The organism is Proteocatella sphenisci DSM 23131 (assembly GCF_000423525.1).
In the GTDB taxonomy this organism is placed as follows: Bacteria; Bacillota; Clostridia; order Peptostreptococcales; family Filifactoraceae; genus Proteocatella; species Proteocatella sphenisci.
The window spans coordinates 64430-81701 of record NZ_AUID01000009.1 but is presented as its reverse complement, the minus strand read 5'-3'; the positions used below and the strand labels follow the sequence as shown (position 1 = coordinate 81701).

The window sequence follows — 17272 nt, the reverse complement described above, 5'->3', positions numbered from 1 at the left end:
GTGGATAAATTCAGGAATTACAAAGGGAGATGAAAAAATGAGACCAGGAGATTCTATAATGTATGTCAAGGGCGTAGGAGAAAAAAAATCCCAGAAATACAAAAAATTGAATATAGAGACAGTAGAAGAACTGCTGTATCATTTCCCAGCCAGATACGAAGACAGAACCACAGTTAAACGCTTTGATGAAATAGCCAATGATGAAAAAGTATGCTCTTATGGAACTATAGTAAATTTTGAAAAGAGTACTCCAAAAAGAAACATGACAATAATAAAAGTTGTTGTCAGGCAAGGCAACGAAGGAGCTTTTCTCACTATATTCAACAACGAGTATATAAAAGATAAATTTAATGTAGGAGACAAAATCTCATTCTATGGAAAAGCAAAAAAAGTATTTGGCAGACTCGAATTTAATGCCCCAGACATAGAAAAATTTGGAGAAAACAACCTGACTAACATGATATACCCAGTCTATAATCTAACGCATGGACTGACTAATCCAGAAATCCAGAAATCTCTAAAAGACTCTCTGTCCAAGATTTCTTTCAGCGAAATGGAATATGTTCCCTTGGAATTTCTTGAAAAACACCATATATGCCCACTTGAATATGCTCTTAAAAACATACACTTTCCGGCAACTATAGACACCCTTAAAATAGCTAGATTCAGGCTCATATATCAAGAATTCTTCATGCTTCAGCTCTATCTTCTGATGATGAAAAAATTTACTCAGCAACACAATACTTACAGGATAACGCCCCTTTCTCAGCTGGATTTATTTATATCAGAACTTCCTTTTGAATTAACGCTCGCCCAGAAAAAAGTAATAGATGAAATTAAAAGAGACATGGACAGGGATATCCCTATGCAAAGACTTGTGCAAGGAGATGTGGGAAGTGGAAAGACTATAGTTGCTTTTTACAGCATATACAATGCCTTTTTAAATGGCTTTCAAAGTACGCTTATGGTACCTACAGAAATACTTGCAAAGCAGCATTATCAAAGTGCACTGGACCTGTTCAAGAATACAGGTATAAGAATAAGACTCTTAACAGGAAGCACTCCTAAAAAAGAAAAAGAAAAAATCTATAAGGAGATATCGGGTCACGACTGTGATTTCGTAATAGGCACCCATGCTATAATACAAGATCAGGTGAACTTTGAAAAACTTGCGCTTGCAATAACAGATGAGCAGCACAGGTTTGGAGTAAAGCAGAGGAACAGTCTTTACAGCAGTTATGAAATAATGCCACATGTACTTGTAATGACAGCTACCCCTATTCCAAGAACCCTTTCAATGATAATACAAGGAGATCTGGATGTATCGCTTATAGATGAGATGCCAAAAGGAAGAAAGCCAATTGAAACTATTGCAATAAGAAAGAATCTGAGAAAAAATGCTTATGACAGATGCACTGAAGAAATACAAAAAGGCAGACAGGTCTATATAGTATGCCCGCTTGTAGAAGAAAGTGAAGATCTGGATATAAAATCTGCCCAGGAATTATTTGATGAGCTTAGCCAAAATCAGTTTAGCAACTATAGAGTAGGACTACTTCATGGGAAGATGAAAGCAAGAGATAAGGCTCAGATAATGGAGGAATTCGAAGACAAAAAAATAGAAGTGTTGGTCTCTACAACTGTAATAGAAGTTGGGATAAATGTCCCAAATGCAACAGTCATGGTAATAGAAGATGCTCAAAGGTTTGGACTTTCACAACTTCATCAGCTAAGAGGAAGAGTAGGAAGAGGAACCGAAGAATCTCATTGCATATTGATTTATCAAGGCAACTCAGATATACTTAAACAGAGGATGAAGATAATGACAGAGACTAACAACGGATTTGTTATATCTGAAAAAGATTTGATACTCAGAGGGCCAGGCGAAATGTTTGGATTAAGGCAGCATGGCTTGCCTGAATTTAAGATTGCAGACCTGGTAAAACATATGAATATATTACATCGGGCCCAAGAAGATGCGAGAATTCTTATAGATGATGAATCATCCCACACAAGCGCAGAAAAAGATAAAGTAATGCAAAGAGTCAAAGTGAAATTTGAAAAAGAAATAAAGACTATAGCGCTTAATTAAGCTGCTTATATACAGGAGACCATAATGAGAATAATTTCAGGAAAAGCAAGAGGGAAGAAACTAAAGACACCAGAAGGAGACCATATAAGACCTACTCTTGACAGGGTAAGGGAGAATCTATATAACATGATAGGTATGGGAATCAGAGATTCTGTATTTTTAGATCTTTTTTCAGGTACGGGAGCGGTAGGTATAGAGGCACTTTCAAGAGGCGCCAAAAAAGTATACTTTGTGGACAATGATGTAAAGTCTTATGAGTTGACACTTTATAACATAAAAAGTGCAAGACTTGAAGACGCGGCATCAGTCCACAACCTGGATGCACAAAAGGCGCTTGAACAGTTCGAAAGACAAAATGTTAAATTTGACATAATATATCTGGACCCTCCATACAATAAGGGAATTGTTCAAAAAATCTTGCAACAATTGGGAAAATACAATATAATGCAAGATGAAGGAACTATCATAGTTGAAACTGACAGAGGTGAAGAAACCCCTGAGAGCATAGGAAAATTTGTAAAGACAAAAGAAAAAAATTATGCGGCAACAAAAATCACATTTTATGGAGTAGCCAATGAATAAAAAAAAAGCAGTATATCCAGGAAGTTTTGACCCACTTACAAATGGTCATATTGACATAATAAAGAGAGCCTCTGATATGTATGATGAAGTAACGGTAGCCTTACTTGTAAATACAAGTAAAAAAGGGCTTCTCAGCTTTGAAGAGAGACTGGAAATACTAAAGATAGAGACAGCAAGCTTCACAAATGTAAAAGTAGATTTTTTTGGAGGACTGCTTGTAGAATACTGCAGGGAAAAAGATATAAAGGTAATAATAAGAGGACTCAGAGCAGTTTCTGATTACGAGTACGAAATGCAGATTGCTCAGATGAATCGAAATTTAAATAAGAATGTAGAAACCATATTTTTGATGACAAATACCAAATATTCGTTCCTGAGTTCAAGCGTAGTAAAAGAAGTAGCTAAGTTTGGGGGAGATATATCTGAAATAGTGCCTAAAAGTGTTGATGATAAATTGAAACAGGTGTTCGGGGAGGGTTAATAAAATGGAAGTACTCGGTATATTAAATCAGCTTGAAGAAATGATAGAAAATTCCAGAAGTGTATTTGGAAATAAGGCAAGTATCGATAAAAACAGAGCAATGGAACTGATAACTGACATAAGAATCGGACTTCCTGATGATTTCAAGCAGGCAGAGTGGATAAGCCAGGAGAGACAAAGAATAATTTATGATGCACAAGAAGAGGCAGAAAAGATAATAGCAGATGCCAAAAAAAATGCAGAAGAAATTGTAGAAGAAGACAGTATAACTCAAGCTGCATACAAAAAAGCAGAAAACATTGTGGCAGAGGCGGAATATGATGCTAAAGAGCTTAGAAACGGAGCTGTAAGATATTCTCAGGAAATACTTAAAAAAGTGTCTAAGGATATGAAGGGGCTGACTGAAAAAGTACTCACAAACCACAGAGAACTCGGTGATATGCTCATAGGTGATGACGAAGAAGAAGCCATAGAACAGTAGGAAAGAGGAGCTTAGATAGCTCTTTTTTGTCTTTTTCTTATTATAAAAAATGGAGGATTTGATGAAAGTTGTTGGGATAGTAGCTGAATATAATCCTTTTCACCTTGGACACAGATACCATATTCAAAAATCAAAAGAAGAAACCGGGGCGGACTGTGTGATAGCAGTAATGAGCGGAAACCTTGTTCAAAGAGGGGATATGGCAGTAACGGACAAATTCATAAGAGCCCAGGAAGCCATAAAAAATGGTGCAGACCTGGTACTTGAAATTCCGGTATGCTACAGTTGTCAGAGTGCAGAGATATTTGCAAGAGGAAGTATAGAGATACTTGATGCACTCGGAGTAGTTGATTTTCTGGCATTTGGATCAGAAAGTGCAGATATAAATCTCATAAGGGACGTGGCAGCTATACTTTCAGATGAAGGTGAAGAATTCCAGAAAAACCTCAAATTTTTTTTGTCAGAGGGAATCAGTTTTCCACTCGCCAGGCAAAGAGCTCTTTCAAAGAGCATTGAGGAAAACCATGCTGAGGAAATAATATCGGCTTCAAATGATATACTCGCAATAGAATATCTTAAAAACCTCAAGTTGATAAAAAGCAGTATCAAGCCTTTTGCAATAAAGCGAATAAGCAGTACCTATAATGATGAAAATATCAACAATATGTTTCCAAGTGCCACCGCTATAAGAAAGGTTTTAAGAGAAAAAAAGAATGAACAAGAAGATATATCAGATCTGAATAAGCTTATGAAAAAATCAACAACAAAGGACATGGCACAAAAACTCACTCAGAGCTTCTCAGAAGATAACCTCATCAGTTTTGATGATTTTTATGAAGAGCTAAAGCTGATTATACTAAGAGAAGAGTGCCAGATAAAAAAGTATTTTGAAGTAAATGAAGGTATAGAAAACCTCATACTTAAAAATATCCTGACTTGTTATAGTTTGGAAGACCTGATAGAAAAAGTAAAGACAAAGAGATATACTCGCACAAGGATAAGAAGAACTTTGCTGAACATTCTTATAGGTATTACAAAATCAGACATGCACAGAATCCTTGGAAAATCGCAAGAGTATGCTGAGGTAGATTCGTCTCAAAGGCCATATGCCAGAGTCCTGGCATTTAATGATCAGGGAAGAAGCCTTTTAAAACAGATAAATGAGAACGTAAAAAATGAAAAAATAGATATCATTAATAAAGCGGCGTCCTTTAAGCCAGCATCTGAGCTTCAGGAGATAAAGCTCAGCTATGACAGGATTGCAAATAATATGTATTACTCTAAATACAGGGCATATAAAAAAGAAGTCAGAGCAGGAAGTGACATGCTTATGTCACCTGTATATATAAAAAACAAGTAATTGGAGGAAGAATGGAACAGTTTTTTAGGACATATCTCCTATTTGGCGCAGATGCCATGGAAATATTAAAAAATTCTCATGTAGCAATATTTGGGGTGGGTGGAGTAGGCAGTTTTTCTGCCGAAGCTATTGTAAGAAGTGGAGTAGGTGAAGTGACTCTGGTAGATTTTGACACTGTGGATATCACAAATTTAAACAGGCAGATACCAGCACTCTTATCCACAGTTGGAGAATTAAAGACTGAAGTTATGAAAGAGAGGCTTTTGTCTATAAATCCCAATTTGAAGATTAATATCTTTTCGCAAAAATACCTTCCTGAAAACAGTGGAGATTTTTTCAAAGCAAAATATGACTATGTAGTAGACGCAATAGACATAGTTACATCTAAGATACACTTGATAAAAACCTGCATAGACAAAGGGATTCCTGTAATTAGCTCTATGGGTATGGGAAACAAGACAGACCCTTCAAAAATACAGATTACGGATCTTTCAAAGACCAGCATGTGTCCACTTGCAAAAGTAATGAGAAAAGAGCTGCGTGACAGAGGAATAATTAATCTTGACGTTGTATATTCAACAGAAGAAGCAAGAAAGCCAGTGGAGAGTATACCTTCTTCTGGCAAACGTGAGGTTGCAGCAAGCTGCGCCTTTGTACCCTCTGTAGGAGGCCTCTTTATGGCGTCCTTTGTAATAAGAAAGCTTGCAGGAGAAATATAAATCATAAATAATAACTTACAGGAAAAAGCCTGTGCATAAGAACAGTGTTTATGCACAGGCTTTTTTAAAGGGAGTATAATGGATATAGGATAGATAGTATAATTTACTACTATTACTATATCTTTTTTTATCTTAATCTTATATTTAATCTTCAAAAAGCTCCGAAGCCAATTTTTCGATGCGACTCTTTCTTTCCTCGGTCTGATCTTTATCTATTAAAATCAGGGTCTCTACAGGATTTTCAAGCATACAGAGGATTTTTTTGACCTCATCTGAAACAAACCCATATTCATCTGAAACAGAAATACCCTTTATGGATTCAATTATTATAATATCTCCTTCAGATGGTAAAACTGTAAAATTCTCAGAAAGAATATCAATAAAGAATATTTCTTCATAAGCTATTTCTACAAGAGCATATTGGCCTTCAAACCTGTCGATTGTTCCTTTTATCAAAACTAATTCCCCTTTCTGTAGGTGTAGCTTCCAGCAGATTCCTGATCTACTGACAAATTTTCACCGTCTGAATAAATAATAATTGTTCCTTGTTCGTCAGTTCGATAAAGCGGTATGTCTTTTTCTTTTAGATATTTAAGAATTTCACTGTGAGGATGTGAATATTTATTTTTGTATGCACATGAGACTGTAGCAACTTCAGGGTCGACAATATCAAGAAATTCAGGTGTGTTTGAAGTAGCGCTCCCATGATGAGCAAGTTTTATAAGGTCACTTTTAAGAACATTTCCGTATTTTTTTATCATTTCTTTTTCATTTTCCTTTTCAGCATCACCCGTAAACAGGAATTTATTGCTGCCATAAGTGATTTGTATTACTGCAGAATATGCGTTGTTATTAGAATATTTTTTGTTTTCCGGACTTAAAAATATTGCTTTTGTTTCAGGGTCAAAAGCTATTAACTTGTCAGACTCTGCAGCCTTGATTTTTAATCCTTTGGATTTTGCAGCTAAAAGCACATCTTCAAATGTTTTTGTGTCATGAGTTGTTCTTGGCATATAGAAATCGCCTATTTCAAAGCTCTTTATAATATCGTCAATCCCACCAACGTGGTCGGCATCGGGATGAGTACCTACAAGCACATCAATTTTGTTTATTCCAAGCGATCGTATATAAGAAACTACATTTTTTCCCTGAGTGTTATCCCCGGCATCAATGAGCATGGTGTATCCATCGGGGGTAAGTATGAGAGTAGAGTCTCCCTGACCAACATCAATAAAGTGCATTTCAAGATCTGTTACAGGTTCAATTAATGAATCGCATCCATTGTAAAGTAAAATAGACAGTAGAAGAATTGATGATAGTAATAATTTTTTTAATGTAGTCATTTAAGCCTCTTTTCTATAATATATCATTTGTAAATCAAATATAATTATAATATATATCTTGGCCAATTACAAATTTAATCAGCTTTTTGTAAAGTATCCTGGTTGTATAACTTTTGCAAGTAGAGTATAATTAGTCATATAAAAAAGGAGGCGATTCATATTAGTTTATACGAAAAAATAGATGGATGCAGGCAGATTGTTGCAGACTCCCTCCATGAGATGAGACCATATTTCCTAAAGGTTAATTACGAAGCCTGTGAATATAGTTTTATTACTTTATACATGTGGCAGGCTGTATATGATTTTCATTATTTAAAAAGAGAGGACTATATACTTCTTTTTGGGCACTCGGACGAGGGCATGTTCGCTATGATGCCTCTTTGCGATGAAAAAGATCTCAAAACAGCGCTTCAGGACATCTTTGATATATTTGCAGGTGTTGAGCAAAAAGTCGCCTTAAAAGTAGTAACAGAGCCTTTGAAAACATACATGGATGAAAAATATCCACATATGTTTGAATGTCATACAGACAGGGACGATTACGACTATGTATATGAAGCGGAATCCCTGAGGACTCTGGGCGGAAGAAAAATGCACTCCAAGAAGAATCACTACAACGCTTTTGTAAAAGAATATCAAGACAGATTTGTATACAAGGCAATTGAAAAATCTGAGTTTGACCAGTGTCTGAGATTATCAGACAAATGGGCATTTTCCAAAGAAAAAGACAGGAATCTTATAGGTGAAAACCTTGCTATAAAAAAAGTACTAAAAAATGCTGAAAAATTCAACTGCCTTAAAATAGGTGGTATATATATAGATAATGAGCTGGAAGCATTCACTTTTGGCTCCAAAATGAATCCGGATATGTTAGGGATTCAGATAGAAAAAGCAAACCCGTCTGTAAAAGGAATTTATTCCGCCATAAACAAGCTTTTCCTTGAAAATGAGTTTCCAGATGTAAAGTATGTAAACAGAGAAGATGACTTGGGGATAGAAGGACTCAGGAAGGCAAAACTGTCATATAAACCTATTAAACTTGTTGAAAAATATTATCTTACAGAAAGGTAGGCATTTATGAAAACGGGTATAGTCAGCTCCAAGAATGTAAAAGATGTTAAAAAATTATGGACCTACTGCTTTGCAGATACTCCTGAATTTATAGAGTACTATTTCACTAAAAGATACAGACAGGAAAAAAATATAATAACTGAAGACGATCAAGAGAACATGCAGGCATCTCTTCAGCTTCATCCATATACTCTTGTAGTAGATGAGATATGCAAAGATGTTAATTACATTGTGGGTGTGTGCGTAGAGCCTGAGAGCAGGGGTAAGGGTTATTCATCGGCAATAATGAAAGATACCCTAAACTTTGAGTATATGAACGGCGAAGATGTATCTATACTGATGCCAATAGATACAGATATATACACAAGATATGGATACACAAACTGCTTTTATCGTTACGAATTTAATGTAGAACTTGCCAACATCAAAGCAGAAAGATCCAAGTGCACGACAAAAAGGATAAATCTTGACTCAATACTTACTGCCAATTATGAAAATGGACATGCTAAAAATGATCTCTTAAAAACAGTGACTCAGATGAGCAATTTTTATCATAAGAATATTTTGGACAAGTATGCATATATAAAAAGAGATCAGGATTATTTTATCAACAAGCTTGAAGAACTTGCTATAGATGGAGGAGAACTCTTTGTGACTTATGAAGGCAGTCAGCTTTGTGGGTACATGATGATACTTCCCAGGTATTCCAAAGATCAGGCTGCGGTCACAGAGATGATCTTTAGTAATAAAGACTCATTCAATGCTATGATGAGTATAATAAAATCTCATATAACACAGTTTCGCATAGTAGACATTGTTACGCCTCAGCATGAACTGTTTAATCTTTTTATAAAATATGATAACAAATACAAGGTAATCAAAAAGAGTTTTATGATGCTAAGGGTAATAAATGCAAAAAACATACTCTGCGAAATGATTAACAGAAAATCAGACCTGAATCAAATGAGGCCATTTCAGATTGAAATAAGAGATGATATTATAAAAGAAAACAACTTTAAAGAAAACTATTTTGTAAATGAAGAAGCAGAGGTCCATATTCCTTATATGAATATAGATATATCGGACCTGGCAGCTCTTTATATGAAATCATCTAACGTTACAGACCTTGAAAGGGCTGGACGCATTGTATTCAAAAACGATTATGACAGAGCATTCTTTGCAGAGCTTTTAGGACAAGATATAAGAGAAAACTATATAAACGATTTCATTTAAAATATGAATGCGGAGGTGACTATGATAAGACAATATTCTTTTTTGATATTTGTCAGCGTAATCATCTTCGCATTTTTTATTACCTTTGATGCAGATCCTCAGGTAGAGACTTACAGGAGTATAACTGATACAGGAACGGTAAAGTCAGTTGAAATGAAAGAAAATCACCTGGAAATTCATACAGGAAAAACGCTTATAAAAAGCTATGACAAAGAGCAGACAGTAAAGCCAGGAGACGTCATAACTTTCAGTGGAAAGCTCATGAGTTCTGAATACTATATACAAAAATATCAGAACCACTCATACACGACCTATCTAAAAGCCAGGAATATAAATTACATATCTTATCCAAAATCAATCGAAGTGAAAGGCCATAAAAAAGGGATTTATTCTATAAGAGGAAGATTTACAGAGATTCTCGATACCCATATTGACAGGCTTTACCGCTCGGATTCACCTATATTCAAGGCTCTTTTTTATGGAAATAAATCAGAGCTGGATGAATTTACAAAGACTTCATTTTCGCGTACAGGAACGGCTCACATCCTTGCCCTGTCTGGATTTCATACAGGTATAATACTTGTTTTCATAAATTTTGCCCTGATGAGTATTCCTGTGAGACAAAGAGGCTCAGCAGCCTGCATTATATTAATAATATATGCCTTTCTTACAGGGCTTAGACCCTCCATAATAAGAGCTGTAGTTTTTTTTGTAATATATTATATTTCATTTATTAAAGAACAAAGATACAGTCTCATTAGCAGCGCCTTTATAACGGCAGCACTTATGGCGACAGTAAATCCGTATTACATATACGATGTGGGATACCAGCTTTCATTTGCAAGTGTAATATCTATTGCCATTTTTATGCCTGTTGCCCAAAAATATGGTATACCCTCATTTATATCTGTAACTTTGTCGGCTCAGATTCTTACTTTGCCAATGGTAATTTATTATTTTAATGTGATGCCTCTGACTGGAGTTGCGGCAAATTTCCTGGTAATCCCTTTGATTTCGCTTGCCATGGCCCTCTTTCTGGTGTCAATGATGTTTTATGCAGCATCGCTCATAATTCCATTTACATTCATATTTGCAAAGTACGTATCTCATGGAGCAATCATGATCAAGGACCTTATGCTCAGCGTTAATATTATGTTTGAAAATCTGCCATATTCTTATTTAGAGAATATTGAAACAGATATTTGGAAAATAGGGCTATATTATGGTATAATACTTGTGATATACAAGTTATGGGAAATAAAGATTATCAAGGAGAACCTATATGAATTTGAAAAGCTTCCGAAAATCATTACTTGAAAACAACCGATTTCTGGTTTTTGGACAGGAGGACTACTTTATATCATATGCGGTGGAGCTATTAAAAACAAAGTTAAATAAGGACTTTGCCAGCTTTAATTATACAGAAATTGACCAAAAAACTACTTTGTTCAACGATTTTTATACCAGGCTGGAGTCAGTTCCCATGATGGACAGCTGCAGGGTAATACATCTTAAGAACTTCCAGTTTACACAGGGAGCTTCAAATTTGTGGACAAAAGAAGATAATGTGAAATTTAAAGAGATAATAGATAAACTCGATCCCGCTATAAATCTGGTGGTGAGCTCTTCTGCAATTGAAGTTAAGTCAGAAAATAACAACAAAAAATCTTCTTATCCTAAACTTCTTACCGAGATCAGCGCTATGATGACAACTTTTCCCCTTGGAAATTTAAATGCAAGAGAACTTGAAGAATATATAGCTGAAGAAATCAGGGAAAAAACAGATGATAAGATAAAGCTTGAGAAAGACAAGATAAGATATTACATGGACTTGTCTGGATATCTATTCAAAGATAACACAAAGACAATCAGAGAAATAAATGCTGAGTTAGATAAGATACTAAGCTATGTAAAGGAAAAAGGCAGCATAAGTAATTCGGAAATAGAGTCTTTGTTCATAAGAGAATTTGATTCAGATGTATTCAAACTTATAGACTGTATAATAAAAAATGAGAAGCAGCAAGCCTTTGTTACATACAGTAATCTTGTGAACAAAGGAGAGCCAGCTATAAAGATACTTGCTACTATTGCAAGCAGCCTTTCTACAATGATAAAAGCCTCATATTATATAGAAAAAGGATATACACAGGCCATGGCTGCCCAGGTGATGGGAAAACATCCCTACGCTATAAAAATAGGACTTGAAAATCTTAAAGGCATTGGAAGGAAAAAAGCAGTAAGATGCCTCGAAGTAATAATAAAAACAGATTATGAATTTAAGACTGGAATGCTTCAGGAAAACGTGTATGGAGAAATGGCTCTGAGCAGGGTTTTTGCATCTTTATCAGAAGCTTAGGCTTTAAAATAAAATCTGAACGCTAAAAAGAGTCAAATAAATAACCATAGTAATACTATGGTATTATTTGACTCCCTGATATAGTAAGTTGAAATTATTATTTTAATAAAATTCTTGTACTATTTTGCAGTATTAAGCTTTGCAGCAAGTCTAGATACTTTTCTGGATGCAGCATTCTTATGGATTGTTCCTTTTGTAGCAACTTGCATTATTTTCTTCTGAGCATATTGGAACGCAGAAGTAGCAAGCTCAGTATTACCTGCAGCTACAGCTTCTTCAAATCTTCTGATAGCAGTCTTAACCTGAGATTTTCTCATTCTATTGATAGCAGTTTTCTTTGCTGTTACAGATATTCTTTTCTTTGCTGATTTAATATTAGCCAATTGATTCACCTCCCACCAAATTAAAAATAGACATTAATAACGTATATGAGTATACCATAGAAATTAATGAGTGTAAATATTAAAAAGATAAAAAAAGAAAAATTTTTAACCCTATTGTGATTGAAAAAAACCTGAACTTCGGATAAAATATAAAGGTTAGGATATATTGAGAGGAGAAAACTATATGGACAAGCAACAAAGAACTAGAAATTTTAGTATAATCGCCCATATTGACCACGGAAAATCAACATTAGCTGATAGATTGATAGAACAAACAGGTGTAGTAGCTCATAGAGATATGAAAAAACAGCTTCTGGACAACATGGATCTGGAGCGTGAGAGAGGTATTACTATAAAACTGCAGAGTATAAGGTTAATATACAAGGCAGATGATGGAGAAGAATATTACTTTAACCTTATAGATACACCTGGACACGTGGACTTTAACTATGAGGTTTCAAGGAGCCTGGCTGCCTGCGAAGGCGCACTTCTTGTGGTGGACGCGGCTCAGGGAGTAGAAGCCCAGACTATGGCCAACGTATATCTGGCTATTGAGCAGGACCTGGAGGTAGTGCCTGTAATAAACAAGATAGACCTGCCAAGCGCAAGACCTGATGAAATAAAAGAAGAGATAGAAGACATAATAGGTATAGATGCATCTTATGCACCACTTATCTCGGCAAAAGATGGAATAAATATAAAGGATGTACTGGAGGCAATAGTAAAATATGTACCAGCGCCATCAGGAGATACAGAAAAACCTCTAAAAGCACTTATATTTGACTCCTATTATGACAGCTACAAGGGAGTTATTGCCTATGTCAGAGTATTTGACGGTAAGGTAAAAAAAGGCGACATAATAAAGATGATGAATACCAAAAAAGAATTCGAGGTTGTAGAAGTTGGGGTAGTTTCACCGGGGCACATTCCAGTAGAATCGCTTGAGGCCGGAGATGTAGGATACATTGCTGCTTCTATAAAGGAAATAAGAACCTGCCGCGTAGGAGACACTATAACTACTGCGGCCAATCCGGCGCAAGATCCACTTCCGGGCTATAAAAAGGTAACTCCTATGGTTTACTGTGGAGTTTACCCTGCAGAGGGAGAAAAGTACGAAAACGTAAGAGATGCCCTTGAAAAACTTCAGGTAAATGATGCGGCACTGGAATTTGAACCAGAGACTTCAGTAGCACTTGGATTTGGATTCAGATGCGGATTCCTCGGACTTCTGCATATGGAGATAATCCAGGAAAGACTTGAAAGAGAATTTAACCTGGACATGATAACTACCGCGCCTTCAGTTGTATACAGAGTTGTCAAAAATGACGGTGAGGTCCTTATGATACAAAATCCAGCAAACCTACCTGCTCCAACAGAGATACAGCATATAGAAGAACCGATTGTAAAGGCAGCTATAATAGTTCCCAAAGATTATGTAGGAGCAGTTATGGAGCTTGCGCAGGACAGACGTGGAGATATGATAAATATGGAGTATCTCGATACAAAGAGAGTCACTCTGCATTATAATCTTCCACTTAATGAGGTTGTTTATGACTTCTTTGATTCGCTTAAATCAAGAACTAAGGGCTATGGCTCCTTTGATTACGAATTTAAGGAATACGTGAAGTCAGATCTTGTAAAGCTGGATATCCTCATCAATAGAGAACAAGTGGATGCACTTTCATTTATAGTCCACGAGACTACTGCTCAAAAAAGAGGCAGGGTAATGTGTGAAAAACTAAAAGATGAAATTCCAAAGCATCAATTCCCGGTTCCAATTCAGGCAGCTGTAGGAACTAAGGTAATTGCAAGAGAAACAATCAGCGCATACAGAAAAGACGTACTTGCAAAATGCTATGGAGGAGATATATCCAGAAAAAGAAAGCTTCTTGAAAAACAGAAAGAAGGAAAGAAGAGAATGCGTCAAATAGGTAATGTTGAAGTACCTCAAAAAGCATTTATGTCTGTTCTTAAACTTGATGATTAATTAATTATAGGAAGTGATATGAAAATGAATAGTATAATTGACGGGATAAGTTGTCCTGAAGATGTGAAAAAATTAAGTACAAAAGAGATGAAAATACTTTCCAAAGAAATAAGGACATTTTTAATAGAGAGCATTTCTAAGACAGGAGGCCATCTGGCTTCCAATCTTGGAGTTGTAGAACTTACAATTGCGCTTCATCATGTATTTGATTTTCCGCAAGATAAACTAATATGGGACGTGGGACATCAGTCTTATACACACAAAATCTTAACAGGAAGAAAAGACAAGATGTCTACGCTTAGGCAGTTGAATGGAATGAGCGGATTCCCAAAAAGAGAAGAAAGTGAATATGACTGCTTTGATACGGGACACAGCAGTACTTCTATATCTGCTGCAGTAGGGATGGCCAGGGCCAGAGATCTGCGAAAAGGCAGCAATGAAGTAATAGCGGTAATAGGAGATGGTGCTTTAACAGGAGGGATGGCCTTTGAAGCTCTAAATGACGTGGGCAGAAATCATTCAAAAATGATAGTTATCTTAAATGATAATGAGATGTCCATATCAGAAAATGTAGGAGGTCTTTCTCGTCACCTTAGTAATATAAGGACTATGCCTGCTTATCTCACTACTAAAAAAGACATAGAAATGTTTGTATCAAGGATTCCATTTGCAGGTAGAGGCATACACAAAGTACTGAGCAGGGCCAAGGGCGGAATAAAGAAATTTCTTGTTCCGAATATGCTTTTCGAAGAACTTGGTTTAAAATATCTGGGACCAGTGGACGGACATGATACAGAAGCACTTATAAAAGTCATGAAAAGAGCCAGGCGAGAAACACAGCCAGTGATAATTCACGTAAGGACTAAAAAAGGAAAAGGATACAAACCCGCAGAAGATAGACCCAATGATTTTCACGGAGTATCATCTTTTGATATAAAAACCGGAAAGAGCATAAAGATGGGCTCAAAACCAACTTATTCAGATGTATTTGGAGATAAGATGTGCAAGATTGCTTCAAAAAACAAAAATCTTGCTCTTATTTCTGCAGCTATGATAGATGGTACGGGCCTTTCAAACTTTGAAAAAAAATATCCAGACATGATATTTGATGCAGGAATAGCAGAGCAACACGCGGTAACCATGGCAGCTGGTATGGCGGCAGACGGAATAACACCTGTAGTAGCCCTTTATTCATCGTTTCTTCAAAGAGCTTATGATCAGGTATTGCATGATGTTGCAACTCAGAATCTGCACGTAGTATTTGCACTTGACAGATCAGGCCTTGTTGGAAATGATGGAGAAACCCATCAGGGAGTCTTTGATGCAGCATTTTTATCACAGATTCCAAATATGACAGTAATGGCTCCGTGCGACTATAGAGAGTTTGAAAACATGCTCGAATTTGCTGTAAATGAATATAAAGGACCTGTAGCTGTCAGATACCCAAGGGGTGGATCATCTGCTAACATAAGCGGCAGTGAGGAAGTAATAGTAAGAGGCAAGGGTGTCATAGTGGAACCAGGGCGTGACATATCTATAATCGCCAGTGGCAAGATGTTGACTACAGCAGTTGAGGTCAAAGAACGACTTAGCGAAAAAGGCATAGATGCAGAAGTAGTGAATCTTAGATTCATAAAGCCCCTTGATGAGGAACTAATCAAAAAGACTGCAGCAAAGACTGGAAAAGTAGTAATAATAGATGAAGCTCCAGTAGACGGATCCTTTGCATTCAAAGCTATAAGTATGATGCCTCCAAATACAAAAACTCTTGTAAAAACCCTTCCAGATGAATTTATAAGACATGGATCAGTAGAAGAACTGCTCAAACTTAACAAGATGGATGCGGAAAGCATAGCCTCAGAAGTAATCGATAAATTTTACAGAGGATACCATAACCAAGAAAAAATTTCATAAGATATAAGAAAGCATGGGATTGAGTTTCTGTGCTTTTTTGTATATATTTTAAAAATTCAAAAAAATCCATTGACATATGCTCTCCTGTAATATATAATTGAATCAAATCTAATTTAACAAAATTGAATTTATACTGAGGCTGAAAAAAGAGTAAATAAGGGCGTGAAAATATGAAATATGAAAAACTTAAACTTGAAAACCAGCTCTGTTTTCCACTTTATGCACTTTCAAGAGAAGTCATAAAACTATATAAACCTTTTTTAGATAAATATGACATGACATACACCCAGTATGTTACTATGCTGGTGATGTGGGAATACGAAGAGATATTTTTTAAAGAACTTGGATTGAAGCTGCATCTGGATTCGGGTACACTCACTCCGGTAGTTAAAAAGCTTGAATCTATGAATCTGCTTACAAAAAAAAGAGACGAGTCAGACGACAGGCAGGTAAAAGTGACACTTACCCAAAAGGGAAAAGATATAAAAGAAGACATGGTTGAAATACCCCAGAAAATGGCGGAAAAATTCAAAGGCAATGAGATACTGATAATGGAACTCAAAAAAAACCTGGATTCGGTGCTAAACATTATGTTTGAATAAATTTAAATTAATTATAATTTTCCAATTAAGAAAGGAAGTATTATTATGAATATCTACGATTTTAAAGCAAGAGACATTGACGGAAACGAAATATCACTGAGTGATTACAAAGGAAAAGTAATGCTTATAGTAAACACCGCAAGCAAATGTGGATTTACACCTCAGTATGAAGATCTTCAAAAACTTCATGAAAAATACAGCGATCAGGGACTGGCAATACTTGGATTCCCATGTGACCAGTTTGATGATCAGGAATTTGGAGAAAGTGGAGAAATAAAGTCTTTCTGCAGCCTTAATTATGGAGTATCATTTACTATGTTTGAAAAAATAAAAGTAAATGGAAAAGATACCGATCCTATATTTGCTTATCTTAAAGACCAGGTAGAATTTAAAGGCCTTGATCAGACCAACCTTACAAATAAGATAATAGAGTCAATACTAAACGAAAAATTCCCAAGCTATACATCAGGAAATGAAATCAGATGGAATTTTACAAAATTTCTTATAAACAGAGATGGAAAAGTTGTAGACAGATTTGAGTCTTCAGTAAACCCTCTTGAAATTGAACCATCAATAAAAGAGTTGATTTAGTAAATTATAAATATTAAAACAAACAAAAGAATCCTAAATTATTCAGTTCTCTACATTTGCGTAGATGTTGAATAATC

At 35.8% G+C, this 17272-nt stretch carries 17 protein-coding genes; 14 read left to right on the top strand and 3 right to left on the bottom strand.

Annotated features, from left to right (window positions below; all coding sequences use genetic code 11):
- Positions 1-37: 37 nt before the first annotated feature.
- From recG to G558_RS0104700, 6 genes are all read left to right on the top strand, one after another.
- Positions 38-2092, top strand: a complete 2055-nt coding sequence (gene recG / locus G558_RS0104725; RefSeq protein WP_028829151.1) for an ATP-dependent DNA helicase RecG — start codon at positions 38-40, stop codon at positions 2090-2092.
- Between the two features lie 24 nt (positions 2093-2116).
- Positions 2117-2674 carry a 16S rRNA (guanine(966)-N(2))-methyltransferase RsmD gene (gene rsmD / locus G558_RS0104720; protein WP_028829150.1) on the top strand — a complete coding sequence of 186 codons (558 nt, stop codon included), beginning with the start codon at positions 2117-2119 and terminating at the stop codon, positions 2672-2674.
- Positions 2667-3155 carry a pantetheine-phosphate adenylyltransferase gene (gene coaD, locus G558_RS0104715; RefSeq protein WP_028829149.1) on the top strand — a complete coding sequence of 163 codons (489 nt, stop codon included), beginning with the start codon at positions 2667-2669 and terminating at the stop codon, positions 3153-3155. The genes rsmD and coaD overlap by 8 nt, the downstream gene beginning before the upstream one ends.
- A 4-nt stretch (positions 3156-3159) precedes the next feature.
- Positions 3160-3636: an SPFH domain-containing protein gene (locus G558_RS12380; protein WP_051188468.1), complete on the top strand. Its 477-nt coding sequence runs from the start codon at positions 3160-3162 to the stop codon at positions 3634-3636.
- Between the two features lie 61 nt (positions 3637-3697).
- Entirely contained in the window at positions 3698-4996 is a 1299-nt protein-coding gene (locus tag G558_RS0104705; protein ID WP_028829148.1) for a nucleotidyltransferase, read from the top strand.
- A gap of 11 nt (positions 4997-5007) precedes the next feature.
- Positions 5008-5715 carry a tRNA threonylcarbamoyladenosine dehydratase gene (locus tag G558_RS0104700; RefSeq protein WP_028829147.1) on the top strand — a complete coding sequence of 236 codons (708 nt, stop codon included), beginning with the start codon at positions 5008-5010 and terminating at the stop codon, positions 5713-5715.
- Positions 5716-5859: 144 nt separating this feature from the next.
- On the opposite strand, the gene G558_RS0104695 is transcribed toward G558_RS0104700, so the two are convergent.
- Together G558_RS0104695 and G558_RS0104690 are read right to left on the bottom strand one after the other, a co-directional pair.
- Positions 5860-6171 carry a DUF3006 family protein gene (locus G558_RS0104695; RefSeq protein WP_028829146.1) on the bottom strand — a complete coding sequence of 104 codons (312 nt, stop codon included), beginning with the start codon at positions 6169-6171 and terminating at the stop codon, positions 5860-5862.
- 2 nt (positions 6172-6173) lie between these two features.
- Positions 6174-7058, bottom strand: coding sequence for a ComEC/Rec2 family competence protein (locus tag G558_RS0104690; RefSeq protein ID WP_028829145.1), 885 nt, complete (start codon positions 7056-7058; stop codon positions 6174-6176).
- Between the two features lie 219 nt (positions 7059-7277).
- Between G558_RS0104690 and G558_RS0104685 the strand changes: the two genes are divergently transcribed.
- Genes G558_RS0104685 through holA form a run of 4 tightly spaced genes read left to right on the top strand, consistent with a single transcriptional unit; the run spans position 7278 to position 11718 of the window.
- Positions 7278-8129 (top strand): DUF2156 domain-containing protein, encoded by an 852-nt coding sequence (locus G558_RS0104685; protein ID WP_051188467.1) that lies wholly within the window; start codon positions 7278-7280, stop codon positions 8127-8129.
- 6 nt (positions 8130-8135) lie between these two features.
- Entirely contained in the window at positions 8136-9362 is a 1227-nt protein-coding gene (locus tag G558_RS0104680; protein ID WP_028829143.1) for a GNAT family N-acetyltransferase, read from the top strand.
- Positions 9363-9383: 21 nt separating this feature from the next.
- The gene (locus G558_RS0104675; protein ID WP_028829142.1) at positions 9384-10679 is read left to right on the top strand and encodes a ComEC/Rec2 family competence protein; all 1296 of its coding nucleotides are present in this window, start codon (positions 9384-9386) and stop codon (positions 10677-10679) included.
- Positions 10645-11718 carry a DNA polymerase III subunit delta gene (gene holA, locus G558_RS0104670; RefSeq protein WP_028829141.1) on the top strand — a complete coding sequence of 358 codons (1074 nt, stop codon included), beginning with the start codon at positions 10645-10647 and terminating at the stop codon, positions 11716-11718. The genes G558_RS0104675 and holA overlap by 35 nt, the downstream gene beginning before the upstream one ends.
- Before the next feature lie 119 nt (positions 11719-11837).
- Here the strand turns inward: holA and rpsT are convergent, their stop codons facing one another.
- Positions 11838-12101, bottom strand: a complete 264-nt coding sequence (gene rpsT, locus G558_RS0104665; RefSeq protein WP_028829140.1) for a 30S ribosomal protein S20 — start codon at positions 12099-12101, stop codon at positions 11838-11840.
- 184 nt (positions 12102-12285) lie between these two features.
- Here rpsT and lepA point away from each other — a divergent pair, with 184 nt between their 5' ends.
- From lepA to G558_RS0104645, 4 genes are all read left to right on the top strand, one after another.
- Entirely contained in the window at positions 12286-14088 is a 1803-nt protein-coding gene (gene lepA, locus G558_RS0104660; protein WP_028829139.1) for a translation elongation factor 4, read from the top strand.
- Positions 14089-14106: 18 nt separating this feature from the next.
- The gene (gene dxs / locus G558_RS0104655) at positions 14107-16002 is read left to right on the top strand and encodes a 1-deoxy-D-xylulose-5-phosphate synthase (protein WP_330363800.1); all 1896 of its coding nucleotides are present in this window, start codon (positions 14107-14109) and stop codon (positions 16000-16002) included.
- Between the two features lie 170 nt (positions 16003-16172).
- Positions 16173-16604, top strand: coding sequence for a MarR family winged helix-turn-helix transcriptional regulator (locus tag G558_RS0104650; protein WP_028829137.1), 432 nt, complete (start codon positions 16173-16175; stop codon positions 16602-16604).
- A 45-nt stretch (positions 16605-16649) separates the two neighbouring features.
- Positions 16650-17195 carry a glutathione peroxidase gene (locus G558_RS0104645; RefSeq protein ID WP_028829136.1) on the top strand — a complete coding sequence of 182 codons (546 nt, stop codon included), beginning with the start codon at positions 16650-16652 and terminating at the stop codon, positions 17193-17195.
- Positions 17196-17272 lie beyond the last annotated feature (77 nt).

What these genes read in the sequence shown, in the direction of transcription:
- recG (WP_028829151.1), top strand. Translation starts at nt 38, where the DNA reads ATGAGACCAGGAGATTCTATAATGTATGTCAAGGGCGTAGGAGAAAAA.
- rsmD (WP_028829150.1), top strand. Translation starts at nt 2,117, where the DNA reads ATGAGAATAATTTCAGGAAAAGCAAGAGGGAAGAAACTAAAGACACCA.
- coaD (WP_028829149.1), top strand. Translation starts at nt 2,667, where the DNA reads ATGAATAAAAAAAAAGCAGTATATCCAGGAAGTTTTGACCCACTTACA.
- G558_RS12380 (WP_051188468.1), top strand. Translation starts at nt 3,160, where the DNA reads ATGGAAGTACTCGGTATATTAAATCAGCTTGAAGAAATGATAGAAAAT.
- G558_RS0104705 (WP_028829148.1), top strand. Translation starts at nt 3,698, where the DNA reads ATGAAAGTTGTTGGGATAGTAGCTGAATATAATCCTTTTCACCTTGGA.
- G558_RS0104700 (WP_028829147.1), top strand. Translation starts at nt 5,008, where the DNA reads ATGGAACAGTTTTTTAGGACATATCTCCTATTTGGCGCAGATGCCATG.
- G558_RS0104690 (WP_028829145.1), bottom strand. Translation starts at nt 7,058, where the DNA reads ATGACTACATTAAAAAAATTATTACTATCATCAATTCTTCTACTGTCT.
- G558_RS0104685 (WP_051188467.1), top strand. Translation starts at nt 7,278, where the DNA reads ATGAGACCATATTTCCTAAAGGTTAATTACGAAGCCTGTGAATATAGT.
- G558_RS0104680 (WP_028829143.1), top strand. Translation starts at nt 8,136, where the DNA reads ATGAAAACGGGTATAGTCAGCTCCAAGAATGTAAAAGATGTTAAAAAA.
- G558_RS0104675 (WP_028829142.1), top strand. Translation starts at nt 9,384, where the DNA reads ATGATAAGACAATATTCTTTTTTGATATTTGTCAGCGTAATCATCTTC.
- holA (WP_028829141.1), top strand. Translation starts at nt 10,645, where the DNA reads ATGAATTTGAAAAGCTTCCGAAAATCATTACTTGAAAACAACCGATTT.
- lepA (WP_028829139.1), top strand. Translation starts at nt 12,286, where the DNA reads ATGGACAAGCAACAAAGAACTAGAAATTTTAGTATAATCGCCCATATT.
- dxs (WP_330363800.1), top strand. Translation starts at nt 14,107, where the DNA reads ATGAAAATGAATAGTATAATTGACGGGATAAGTTGTCCTGAAGATGTG.
- G558_RS0104650 (WP_028829137.1), top strand. Translation starts at nt 16,173, where the DNA reads ATGAAATATGAAAAACTTAAACTTGAAAACCAGCTCTGTTTTCCACTT.
- G558_RS0104645 (WP_028829136.1), top strand. Translation starts at nt 16,650, where the DNA reads ATGAATATCTACGATTTTAAAGCAAGAGACATTGACGGAAACGAAATA.